The sequence below is a fragment of the Anaeromyxobacter sp. genome (assembly GCA_016718565.1).
Taxonomy (GTDB): domain Bacteria; phylum Myxococcota; class Myxococcia; order Myxococcales; family Anaeromyxobacteraceae; genus JADKCZ01.
On record JADKCZ010000005.1, the window covers coordinates 230,441 to 242,078 of the forward strand.

Below are 11,638 nucleotides of genomic sequence, written 5' to 3' on the forward strand. Positions count from 1 at the left end.
GCTGGGACGGTGTAACGTTCCGGCGCTCCGGGAGACACGGAGCCAGGGGTGTCACCGGACACCCCGTCGGTCGACTCCTCGTGGGGGGGAGGCCAGCGCGAATGCTGAGCTGCAAGGACATCACGGAGCTCGCCGCGGACCACGCGGAGGGCGCCCTCGAGCCCGAGTCGGGGCGGCAGCTGGAGGCCCACCTCGCCTCCTGCCCTGGCTGCCGGGCCTGGCTGGACCAGCTCGACGTCACCGCCCGCGCCATCCGCGGCCTGCCGCCGCCGGCGCTGCCGGCGGCGCTGCAGGACCAGCTCCTCCTCCGCTTCGACGCCTGGCAGGCGGGGCGGGCGGTCGCGGCCGTCCCGGGCCGCGCGGCGCCGGCCGAGCCCCGCGGCCGGTACGCCTGGGAGGCGCTCGTCGCGCTCGTCGGCGTGGTGGCGCTCCTCGTCGGGCTGGCGCGGCACCCATCGCGCGCGCTGGCCGACCTGGCCGTCTCCGCGGGGCTCGCCGCGGGGGCCATCCTGCTCGCCCGGCTGGCGCGGCGGCTCACCCCCCGGGTCGCGGTGGCGGCCGTCTCGGCGGCGCTCGTGGCGGCGGCCATCCGCGGAGGGCCCGGACCGCTCGAGCTCTCCGAGGGGCTGGAGTGCCTGGCCGTCGAGGGCGCGGCGGCCGCGGTGGTGGCGGGCGCCGCCTGGGTCTCGGCCCGGCGGACGAGGGGCGCCGTGTCGCTCGGGCCGTGGGCGGTCGCGGGGGCGCTGGCCGGGGCCGCGGTGCTCCAGCTCGCGTGCGGCGCCCACACATCGCTGGCGCACCTGGTCACCTTCCACGCCGGCGGCGTCCTGCTGGTCGCGGCGATTGCGCTGGTCGGGACCAGGCGCCAGCCGCGGCCGGCCTGAGCCGGCGCCCCCGCGGCAGGCAGGCGACGAGGGCGGCGCGCCAGCCCCTCCCTGGCCCACCGGAACGCGCTCCACTCCGGGTGCTGCTCGAGGGACGACTGCCTGCGGCAGCGATGCCGCGGCAAAGTGGCGCAGCCGGCGCCGGGCCGGCCGGCCCGGTTCCGTTTCCACCCCTTGTCCGTCGGCGTACCATCGAAGCCTCGAGGTCGCAGCCGAGGAGGTAGCCCCTGTGGAAGCTCCGGCGACCGGGCGACCGGTGCCGGCGACCGGTGCCCGACCGGCGGCGACCGGCGGGCGACCGGGGCGACCGGCGCGACCGGTGCCGCGCGACCGGTGCCGGACACCCCTGGACCGGTGCCGTGGACCGGGTGGACCGGTGCCGGACACCCCTGGCCCTGGCCCCCTGGCTCGGAGCTTGCTCAATGCCGAGGGAGCATGGGCCGACTCCTCCGCAGGCACCTCGTCGAGGAAGGCTCGACCAACCACTGCACCTGGCGCAGCCACGGCCATGGCCTGGTCCTCGACTCGAACGAGGCCCGCCACCACTTCCTGGCATTGCTGCGGAAGTACAAGCAGAAGTTCGGAATCGAGATCCACTCCTACTGCCTGATGGGCACCCATCCACACCTCATGTGCCGGGCCACCAAGGGGCAGCAGGCCTTCAGCGACTTCTGGAAGGCGGTCAACTGGGGCTTCGCCCGTTGGTACAATCAACGGACCCAGGGCCGCGGACAGGTCGTCATGGAGCGGCTCAAGTCTCCCCGCATCCAGGACGGCCGCCACCAGCTCGTGGTGATGCGGTACGGCGACCTCAACCCCGTCCGCGCCGGCCTGGTCCGGTCTCCGAGCCGGTGGCGCTGGTCGAGCTTCCGCCACTACGCCTACGGCGAGCCGGACGACCTCATCACCGAGGCGCCGGAGTACCTGGCGCTCGGCCGCACCAGGCCCGAGCGGCGCACCGCCTACCTGCACCTCTTCGCCAGGCCGCTCGTCGAGGAGCTTCGCTCGCGGCGCCCAGACCTGGTCTGCGGACCCTTCATCGGGGACCGCGACTGGGTGACCGTTCGCCTGGAGGCGTGCGGCCTCTCGCCGCCCGACTGAGGCAGCTCCCGACCCGACGGATGCCGCTCCGCCTCGACGCCAGGGCCGTGGTGCATCCGCGCGCCGCCAGTTTCAGCAACCTGAGTTCGTTGACGCCGGGTGACGGGCAGGCGCGCCCCTGTGGGCCATGGCCGGGCAGGTGGTCCCGGCCCTTCGTCCCGCTGGATCCGGTTCCCGGAGGCATCGACGCGTAGGTTCGCGAATTCAGGGATTCGGATTCACTGGCGATCGATGTCCGGCACCGCTTCCCGCTTCCCCGGTGGTGAGCTGGTCCTGGGACTTCGGCGCCGGCGGCCGGGCCACCGGGGTCACGGCTCACCATGGCCACGTCGCGGCGGCGGCTGCAGCATCCGGGGGGCCGGCGAGCTCGGCTCGCTGCTCGGCACCCTCCTCGCCTTGGGCGGCCTGTGCATCCGGAGTCGCGTGGTGCTCCCGGCCGCGCCGGTGTTCGAAGCCGGCCAGCGAGCGCGGGAAATCGGCCGCGGCCTGGTGCTCCGGCGCGCGCCCCTGATCGGACCCGGCGCGGAGGACCTCGCCGGCGGCGAGCGCCCCGGGCTTCTGCCTGTTAAGTGGGTTCTTTCCAGGTGGTGGCCCGGGCCGCCACCTGCCGTCCGCCCCGAACGGCGCCGTCGAAAGGCTTGCGATGCGCTCGCACCACCTGGCCGCCGCCCTCACGCTCCCGCTCCTCGCCGCCTGCGCCGCCGCGCCGCTCCCGCCCGTGGCGGTGAGGATCCCCGACCGGCCGATCCACTACCTCTCGCAGGTGAGGCCGCTCCTGGAGAAGCGCTGCACGGTCTGCCACTCCTGCTACAACTCGCCGTGCCAGGTGAAGCTGGACTCCTACGAGGGGCTCGACCGGGGCACCACCAGGAAGGCGGTGTACGACGCCGCCCGCCTGTCGACGATGGAGCCGACCCGCCTCTTCACCGACGCGGCCACCACGGCCGAGTGGCGCACGAAGGGCTTCTCGAGCGTGACGGAGAGCACCGCGGGCGAGGGCTTCAACGACTCGCTCATCCTCCAGCTCCTCGAGCACAAGCGGAAGCACCCGAAGAGCTCGGGCAGCTACAAGCCCGAGGCGGACGGCTTGACCTGCGCGCAGGACCGGAGCGAGCTGGCCGGCTTCCTCGAGAAGCACCCGAACAGGGGGATGCCCTTCGGCTTCCCCCCGCTCGAGCCGGCGGAGTTCGAGCTCGTGGCGGGATGGCTCTCGCAGGGCGCCAAGGGGCCCACGCCCGCCGAGCAGCGGGCGCTGGAGGCGCCGAGCCCGGAGGGGGCGGTCGAGGTCGCGAAGTGGGAGGCCTTCCTCAACCGGGACGACCCCAAGCACGCCATGACGGCGCGCTACCTCTACGAGCACCTCTTCCTGGCCCACCTCAAGTTCGCCACGCCGACCAGGGAGTTCTACGAGCTGGTCCGCTCCAGGACCGCACCCGGGGCCCCGCTCGACCTGGTGGCGACCGTCCGGCCCTACGACGACCCGGGCACGGCCCGGGTCTACTACCGCTTCAGGAAGATCCACTCCACCATCGCGCAGAAGTCGCACATGGTCTACGAGCTCGACGACGCCCGGCTGCGCCGCCTCCGCGAGCTCTTCCTCGAGCCGGCCTGGCTCCAGGCGCCTCACCTGGTGGGCTACGAACCGAAGCTGAGCGCCAACCCGTTCAAGGCCTTCGAGCAGATCCCGCCGCGCTCGCGCTACGCCTTCCTGCTCGACAGCGCCCACTACCACCTCATGACGTTCATCCACGGCCCCGTCTGCAAAGGGCAGATCGCGCTCAACGTCATCAACGACCACTTCTGGGTCCTGTTCCTGGATCCCGACCACGATCTCACGGTGCGGAACCCGGGGTTCCTCCGGCTCCACGCCGACCGGCTCGCCATGCCGAACGAGCAGGGGAGCGATCCCGGGCTCTTCTCCGCCCTGACCGACCGGCACCGGAAGTCCGCCGTCCAGTACTACCAGGCGCGCCAGGACACCGCGGCGGCGCTCAACTACACGGGGCTCGGCTACGAGGCGATCTGGAAGGGGGGCAAGGACTCGGGGGCGCCGCTCCTCACGGTCTACCGCCACTTCGACAGCGCCTCGGTGCACGAGGGGCCGCTGGGAGCCCTGCCCAAGACGCTCTGGGTGATCGACTACCCGCTCTTCGAGCGGATCTACTACTCGCTGGTGGCCGGCTTCGACGTGTACGGCACCGTCGGCCACCAGCTGGCCGTCCGCCTCTACATGGATCGGCTGCGCATCGAGGGGGAGAGCTACTTCCTCGACTTCCTGCCCGCGGAGGCGCGGCTGGAGACCATGAAGTCCTGGTACCGGGAGAGCAGCTTCAAGGACCTCGACTACCGCCCGGCCCCCATGCCCTCGGCGATCAGCTACGCCACGCAGGACCCGAAGCGGGAGTTCATCGAGCGGCTCGTCGGACAGGAGCTGCGTCCCGAGGCGGGGATGGCCTTCGACCCGGTCAACTACCTGAAGGCCGGGGAGGACTACCCCTCCGTTCCAGCGAGCGCGGTGACCAGGGCCGACATCATGCGAGGCTTCCGGGCCGTCTCGCGCCCCGGCACGCCCTTCGTGGCCATCGTCGACGGCCAGGACGCCAACCTGGCCTACGTGCGGATCCGCCAGCGGTCGGGCCAGGACCTGGTCTTCACCGCCGTCGTCAACCGCTGGCACGACGACATCACCTTCACGCTCCGGGAGGAGAAGCGCCTCGATCCGAAGAAGGACACCATCGAGTTCATCCCCGGGATGATCGGCTCCTACCCGAACATGTTCTTCGACGTGTCCCAGGACGACCTCCCGGCCTTCCTGAAGCTGCTGGCCACCTTCGACGGCGGGGCGGAGCACCGGGAGGCGCTGTCCAGGTACGCCATCAACCGCGGCGACGACCGCTTCTGGGCCACCTACGACTGGTTCCAGCGGCGCTTCGACGAGGACGAGCCGGTCCATGGAGGGCTGCTCGACCTGAACCGGTACTTCCACGTGGCGAACTGAATCGACGTCCGGGACGGTTGCCCCAGACCAGGGGCCCATCCACTCCGCCCCTCATCGAGTCGCCGGCGGGGTCGCGACGAACGCCTCGCGCACGATGCCCAGGACGTCGGAGAGCGCGGCCTTCACCGGAACGCGTGCCGGAACGCGCGGAACGCGTGCCGGGAACGCGGGGGAACGCGTGCCGGAGAGGAACGCGGGAACGCGTGCCGGACATCGATCGCCAGGGAACTCAGCGGAACGCGTGCCGGACATCGATCGCCAGGGAATTCCGCGCCCTGCGCCCGCGAGCCTGCCCATCGACACCTCAGCGAACCGCGTCGAGCGCGACGAGACATCGATCGCCAGAACGGTCCGGCGCTGCTTGCTGGAACGCGTGCCGGACATCGATCGCCAGGGAATTCCGCGCCCTGCGCCCGCGAGCCTGCCCATCGACACCTCAGCGAACCGCATCGAGCGCGACGAGACACCCTGCGTCTCCCTCTGGGAGGAGCCCAGGCAGCCGCGACGACCCTTCCACCCTCGGGTTACCGGCGCTGCTTGCTGAGTTGGGCCGTGCGCGAACGCACCAAGGCCGCCGCGTCGAGGCGGGTCTGGGTCTGTCGACCTGTCGACCGACTCAGTCCGGCGGGGAGAGGCCGCACGCCTCCAGGCGCACGGTCACCCAGTCGCGGTCCCCGATGAAGGGGCCGTAGACGAGGTCGGGGCGACGCGAGCGCAGCTCCTCGACGAGCGGCTTGGCGAAGAGGTGCAGGTAGGCGGTGCGCCGCTCGGGCCTGGTGCGGCCGAGCGCCAGGTACTCCGGCGCCTCGGTGATGAGGTCGTCCGGCTCGCCGTAGGCGTAGTGGCGGAAGCTCGACCAGCGCCACCGGCTCGGAGACCGGACCAGGCCGGCGCGGACGGGGTTGAGGTCGCCGTACCGCATCACCACGAGCTGGTGGCGGCCGTCCTGGATGCGGGGAGACTTGAGCCGCTCCATGACGACCTGTCCGCGGCCCTGGGTCCGTCGATTGTACCAAACCGCAAAGCCCCAGTTGACCAGCTTCCAGAAGTCGCTGAAGGCCTGCTGCCCCTTGGTGGCGCGGCACATGAGGTGTGGATGCGTGCCCATCAGGCAGTACGAGTGGATCTCGATTCCGAACTTCTGCTTGTACTTCCGCACCAGTGCCAGGAAGTGGAGCCGGGCTTCGTCGGAGTCGAGGACCAGGCCATGACCGTGGCTACGCCAGGTGCAGTGGTTGGTCGAGCCTTCCTCGACGAGGTGGCTGCGGGCGAGCCGGGCCATGCTCACGCTGCCTTGAGCAAGCTCCGCGCCAGCGGGGTCCCAGATTGTCCAATGGGCAATGGGTGTCCGGCACCGGGACCCCGGGACCCCAATGGGCAATGGGTGTCCGGCACCGGGACCGGCACCGGGACCGGACCCGCACCGGGACCCTCCGGCACCGGGACCCGACGGTCGACACACCGGAGACGCCTCCGCTCGGCATCCCGGGCGCGATGGTCGGCGGCGTGTGGGTGGCGCGCCGCGGCAAGGCGACCGGGAGGCGTCCGGGCCAGGTGCTGCGCAGCGCGGCCTGGTGGCCGTGAAGGCGAACCCGGGTCCCGTCCCACGGTCCACCACCCGGCGCCCTGAGCCGCTGCCCTGGCCTGACGCGAGCCCCCGCCCGGTCCCCACCACGACCTCCCTCCTCCGGGCGCCTTGCGAGGCCTCGCCCGGAGGTGGAACAGTCGCACCTTCCACCTTGGCCTGGCGGGCGCGGCGGGCGCACCGGGCGGAGAGGGTGAGCGGATGCTGCGGAGTGGCTCGGCGCTGCGGGTGGCGGCCCTCGGCCTGCTGGCCGGTCTTCCGGCCTGCCTGCCGGCGGCGCTGTTCGCACGGCACGATCCCTTCGCCGCCAACCGGACCCAGGTCCGGACCATGCCGTCGGGCTGGCGCAACCTGGCCATCCTGCCGTTCGGCGGCGATCCGGCGTTCCGGCGGCCCGCCGAGGAGCAGGTGGCGCTCGAGCTGCGCGCCGCCACGCCCCTCGGGCTGATGCGCCCGTACGCAGCCCACCGGTGGTTCCTCGCCCAGGGCGGGCCGACCGAGGCCGAGGCCGTCGTCGTGCTGGCCGGCCGCTGGAGCGACGCCGCGGCCGAGGGGCGCGAGGTGCCGGCCGACGAGGTGCGGGCGCTGGCGGGCCGGCTCGGCGTCGACGCGCTCCTGCTCGGGGCGTCGGGCGCGGGCGGGTGGTGGACCCAGCTCGCCCTCTTCGACGGGGCGACCGGCGCGCCGGTGGCGGCGGTGCGGCGAGGCGGCAGCAACTGGGCGGCCGATGACGGTCCGGTCGGGCGGTCCGAGGACGCCACCCGGCGGGCCCTCGTCGACATGGCGCGGGCGCTGCGGACACCGGCCGGGGAGGTGCCGGCGCTGCTCGGTCCGGCCGCGCCCACCGAGGGGGAGCCCGCATGGCCCACCAACTGATCCGCGCGGCGGCGACGGCGGCCGCGCTGGGGCTGCTCGGAGGCTGCGTCATCCTGTCCGCCAGCGTCCGCAGCGGCGAGCTGCTGCCCGATGGACGCCTGGCCTCCCTGAAGGACGGCGTCTCCACCAGCGCGCAGGTCGTGGAGGCCTTCGGCCCGCCGCTGCGGGTGGCCCGGCGCGGCGACGGGCCGGTCGGCGCCCCGGACCTCTTCGCGCCCTTCGGAGGTGTCCCGCCGGCGGCCGCCGACGTGGCCTGGTGGTACCACGCCGAGCGCTCCGGGGAGCGCTGGACCGGGCTCGGCGTCCTCAGGGCCGACGTGGCCGAGGGGACGAGCTACCGGCAGGCCAGCGACGACCTCTGGCTCCTGCTCGACGGCGAGACCGGCCGCCTGCGCGCCCACGTCCACCGCCGCTGGGAGAGCCAGGACCCGGAGCGCAGGGACAGCGCGCGCCGGGGCGAGGCGGATCCTTGGTCCCCGGGGGCCACCCAGTGACCGGGCGCCAGCGCCGGCGAGCCGCGGCGGCGGTGGCCATGGGGCTGCTCCTCCCCAGCTGCATCATCCCGCTGGCCGGCGACCGGACCGGCCGCTCGGTGTCCCTGCACCCGGCGGACCTGCAGCCGGGCAAGACCAGCAAGGCCGGGCTGTTCGGCCGCCTCGGCCCGCCGCTGGCCATCGCCGGGCCCGGCGAGGAGGTGGCGTTTCCCGCGCCCCGCGTCCAGCACGTGGCCCGCTTCGGTGCCCGCCTGGACGGCGGGGGCACCACCACCCGGCAGGCCGACGCCTGGTTCGCCTCGTTCGAGGCGCGGGGTCCGGTCCGCGCCGGCCACCGGGTCTACTACTGGTCCACCACCACCCACGGGGGCTGGGCGCTCTGGCTGGTGTTCCTGGTGTTCCGCGGCAACTCGTCTTCGACCGACGAGCTCTGGGTCCTGGTCGACGAGGAGACAGGGCTGGTGGCGGACGTGGTGCGCCGCTCCGGCGGGTGAGGGCGGCGCCGCCCCCGGTCTGCTGGTCTGCAGCCTGGTGACTGATCCGGCTGCCGGCGCGGTGGCGCCCGTTCCCGCGGCGCGGCGCGCGGCGCACCGTTAGCTCCCCGACATGGCACCCACCGTCACCCTCTGGTCCGACTTCGTCTGACCCTTCTGCTTCGTCGCCGAAGCCAGCAGCCTGGTCAGGCTGCAGCAGGAGTACGACGTCACGCTCGACTGGCGCGGGTTCGAGCTCCACCCGGACACGCCGATCGGCGGCCGGGCGCTGGCCGACACCTTCGGCGCCGAGAGGTACGCCGCCATGCGCGCCCACCTCTCCCGCTTCGCGGCCGGCTTCGGCATCACCGACATGCTGGCCCCCGAACGCTCCCCCAACACCCGGGCGGCCCTGGCGCTGGCGGAGCACGCCCGGGACCAGGGGCGGCTCCACGAGGCACGCCACGCCCTCATGGAGGCCTTCTGGCGGCGCGGCGAGGACCTGGAGGACCGGGCGGTGCTGGCCCGCTGCGCCAGCGCGGCCGGCCTCGATCCGGTCGCCGCGCTGGCGGCCATCGACGACCCGGCGGTGACGGCCCGCGTCGACGCCATGGGGCGCGACGCCGCCCGGGCCGGCGTGACCGGCATCCCCACCTTCCTCATCGGCGACCGCCGGGTGGTCGGCTGCCAGCCGTTCGAGGTGCTCGCGGCCGCGGCGGAAGCGGCCGGGGCGAGGCGGCGCTGAGGAGATCCCCGGGCGCTCCCCCCCGGGGTGGTCGGGCCCGACACCGCCGGCACCGGCGCGGCGGGTCAGCGAGCGGTGGGCCAGGCGGGCCTGGCCGCGCGGAGCCACCAGGCGCTCCTGGCGCGTCGGCGCCGCGCCGCTGAAGCCGCTTCCGTGAGCCTCCCTGGCGGAGGCCTCACGGCCAGCGCCCGGGCGAGCGGCGGCCGCGGGGCACGCCCGCGGTGGTGTTACACTCCGCGCCCATGTGCCCTCCCAGCTGGCCTTTCGTGCCCGTCGCAGGCGAGGCCGCCGAGTGAGCGCCCCGGCCGGCGCCGATCGGCGGCGCGACCGAGGCGCGCTCCTCGCGGTCGCCTGCGTCACCTTCCTGGTCTTCGCCTTCACCCTGCGCCTCGACTTCGTGGCCACCTGGGACGACGGCATCTACATCCTCGGCAACGAGAACATCCGCCAGCTCTCGCTGGCCACCGTGGGCTGGGCGATCACCGCCGTGCAGCACCTCTGGGCCCCGGTCACCTGGCTCTCCTTCGCGGTCGACCACGCCATCTGGGGGCTCGACCCGTTCGGCTTCCACCTCACCAACGCGGTCTGCCACGCGCTCGCCGCCGGCCTGGTGGCCTGGCTGGCGCTGGAGGTGCTGCAGGCGGCCTCCCCCGGGCTGCCGCGGCGGACCAGCCGGGTGGTGGCCCTGGCCGCGGCGCTCGTCTGGGCGCTGCACCCGCTGCGGGTGGAGTCGGTGGCCTGGGTCTCCGAGCGCAAGGACGTCCTGAGCGGCCTGCTGGGGCTCCTCGCCGTCCTCGCCTACCTCGGGTACGCGCGGAGCCCGGCCGGGCCCGGCCGGCGCTGGGGCGCCTACGGCCTGGCGCTGGCCTGCTACGCGCTCTCGCTGGGCGCCAAGTCGGCGCTGGTGACGCTGCCGCTGGCCCTGCTGCTCCTCGACTGGGTGCCGCTCCGCCGCTTCGGCGCCGAGGGCCTGCGCGCGCTGCTCCTGGAGAAGCTCCCGTTCTTCCTGCTGGCGGGCGTGGTGACCGCCATCACCTTCGTGCCCTTCCAGGGCGCCGGCCTGTCGCTCCAGGAGTCCGGGCTGGAGTCGCGCGCCCTCATCGCGCTGCGCTCGACCTGGGACTACCTCGGCATGTCGCTCTGGCCCTCCGGCCTGAGCCCCTTCTACCTGCACCCGATCCGGGCCAGCCTCCAGGACCCCGCCTTCCTCCTGCCCTCGCTCGGCACCCTGGCGCTCACCGCGGCGGCGCTCTGGCAGGCGCGGCGGCGGCCGGCGCTGGCCGCCACCTGGCTCGCCTACCTCGTGCTCCTGGCCCCAGGGCTCATGGCCACCCAGGTGTCCGACACGGCCATGGCCGATCGGTTCACCTACCTCCCGGCCATCCCGCTCACGCTGCTGCTCGCCGCTGGCCTGGGCGCGCTGGCCGACCGCGTCCGCGCGCCGGCCGGCCTGGCCGTGGCCGGCGCGGTGGCGCTGGGCGTGCTGGTGACGCTGTCCGTCCTCACGGTCCGCCAGATCTCCTACTGGCAGGACGACGTGACCCTCTGGACCCGCGCCATCGACGTCCGGCCGCACTTCTCCGGGCGGATCTACTTCATGCGCGCCACCGCTCACGAGCAGCGCGGCGACCTGAAGAGCGCCCTGGTCGACGTGGACGAGGCCCTGGCCATCGCCACCGCCAAGCGGTACGGCCGGCTGCAGGACCTCCACACCAAGCGCGCCCGCATCCGGAAGCAGGCCGGTGACCTCGCCGGGGCCCTGGCCGACTACAGCCAGGCCCTCGCCACCGAGAGCTCGCCGGACCTGCGCGCCATGCTGCTCGCCGAGCGCGCCGAGGTCCACCGTGGGCTGGGCCAGGCCGACCTGGCGGACGAGGACCTCCGCCAGGCGGCGCAGCCCGCGCAGCGGTAGGCCGGCGTCACCACCTGGGCGGGGGTGTGGCGCAGGGGCAGGGGCGTGCTGCTGCACCCTCTCCCGCTGGCCCGAAGGTGAGGCTCCACCCGGCGCGTGTCCTCCCGGCGTCCGGGGGCGCAGACTCCTGGTCCGGGAGGCCCCCATGCGCACGCCTGTCCTGCTGCTGCTGCTCGCCGGATGCGGCAACGCCCACTGGACCGAGGCCGAGGTGGAGCCGCCGCGAGACACCGACGAGGTGGTCGCCGCGGTGGCCTCCCTGCCCGAGTGCGGTGCGCTCCGGGACCGCGGCGGGATCATCCGCTGGCGCCCCCTGGTGTTCTGCGGGGCAGCCCAGCCGGTCTCGGGCTGCGCCTACCCGTTCCGGGACCCGCCGCTCATCGAGCTCGTCTACCGCTCGTCGGCCTGGGACGGCCCGCCCCAGAGTCCGACCATCTCGGCCCTGGCCCACGAGCTCTGCCACGTGTGCGGCTACATCGACGGCCCGGACCGCGAGGCGCAGGCCGACGCGTGCGCCATGCGGGCCAGGCACATGGCTGGGCAGTGAGCACCCGCCGTCCAGGTCGCACC

11 protein-coding genes are annotated in these 11,638 nt (G+C 74.0%); 9 read left to right on the top strand and 2 right to left on the bottom strand.

What is annotated here, in order from left to right:
• Positions 1 to 101: 101 nt before the first annotated feature.
• The 3 genes from IPO09_13505 (at position 102) to IPO09_13515 (ending at position 4,983) form a co-directional block, all read left to right on the top strand.
• Positions 102 to 884, top strand: coding sequence for a zf-HC2 domain-containing protein (locus tag IPO09_13505; protein MBK9518335.1), 783 nt, complete (start codon positions 102 to 104; stop codon positions 882 to 884).
• 435 nt (positions 885 to 1,319) lie between these two features.
• Positions 1,320 to 1,985, top strand: coding sequence for a transposase (locus IPO09_13510; GenBank protein MBK9518336.1), 666 nt, complete (start codon positions 1,320 to 1,322; stop codon positions 1,983 to 1,985).
• Between the two features lie 643 nt (positions 1,986 to 2,628).
• Positions 2,629 to 4,983: a fatty acid cis/trans isomerase gene (locus IPO09_13515; GenBank protein ID MBK9518337.1), complete on the top strand. Its 2,355-nt coding sequence runs from the start codon at positions 2,629 to 2,631 to the stop codon at positions 4,981 to 4,983.
• Positions 4,984 to 5,034: 51 nt separating this feature from the next.
• Here the strand turns inward: IPO09_13515 and IPO09_13520 are convergent, their stop codons facing one another.
• Together IPO09_13520 and IPO09_13525 are read right to left on the bottom strand one after the other, a co-directional pair.
• Positions 5,035 to 5,412, bottom strand: coding sequence for a hypothetical protein (locus IPO09_13520; GenBank protein ID MBK9518338.1), 378 nt, complete (start codon positions 5,410 to 5,412; stop codon positions 5,035 to 5,037).
• A gap of 187 nt (positions 5,413 to 5,599) precedes the next feature.
• Positions 5,600 to 6,265: a transposase gene (locus tag IPO09_13525; protein ID MBK9518339.1), complete on the bottom strand. Its 666-nt coding sequence runs from the start codon at positions 6,263 to 6,265 to the stop codon at positions 5,600 to 5,602.
• A gap of 504 nt (positions 6,266 to 6,769) precedes the next feature.
• Between IPO09_13525 and IPO09_13530 the strand changes: the two genes are divergently transcribed.
• From IPO09_13530 to IPO09_13555, 6 genes are all read left to right on the top strand, one after another.
• Positions 6,770 to 7,444, top strand: a complete 675-nt coding sequence (locus IPO09_13530; protein MBK9518340.1) for a hypothetical protein — start codon at positions 6,770 to 6,772, stop codon at positions 7,442 to 7,444.
• Positions 7,429 to 7,938, top strand: coding sequence for a hypothetical protein (locus IPO09_13535; protein ID MBK9518341.1), 510 nt, complete (start codon positions 7,429 to 7,431; stop codon positions 7,936 to 7,938). Before IPO09_13530 ends, IPO09_13535 begins: the two co-directional genes overlap by 16 nt.
• 38 nt (positions 7,939 to 7,976) lie before the next feature.
• Positions 7,977 to 8,432: a hypothetical protein gene (locus IPO09_13540; GenBank protein MBK9518342.1), complete on the top strand. Its 456-nt coding sequence runs from the start codon at positions 7,977 to 7,979 to the stop codon at positions 8,430 to 8,432.
• A 181-nt stretch (positions 8,433 to 8,613) separates the two neighbouring features.
• Complete coding sequence (locus tag IPO09_13545; protein MBK9518343.1) at positions 8,614 to 9,156, top strand: DsbA family protein; 543 nt, start codon at positions 8,614 to 8,616, stop codon at positions 9,154 to 9,156.
• Positions 9,157 to 9,448: 292 nt separating this feature from the next.
• Positions 9,449 to 11,068: a tetratricopeptide repeat protein gene (locus tag IPO09_13550; GenBank protein ID MBK9518344.1), complete on the top strand. Its 1,620-nt coding sequence runs from the start codon at positions 9,449 to 9,451 to the stop codon at positions 11,066 to 11,068.
• A gap of 145 nt (positions 11,069 to 11,213) precedes the next feature.
• Complete coding sequence (locus IPO09_13555; GenBank protein MBK9518345.1) at positions 11,214 to 11,615, top strand: hypothetical protein; 402 nt, start codon at positions 11,214 to 11,216, stop codon at positions 11,613 to 11,615.
• Positions 11,616 to 11,638: the final 23 nt, after the last annotated feature.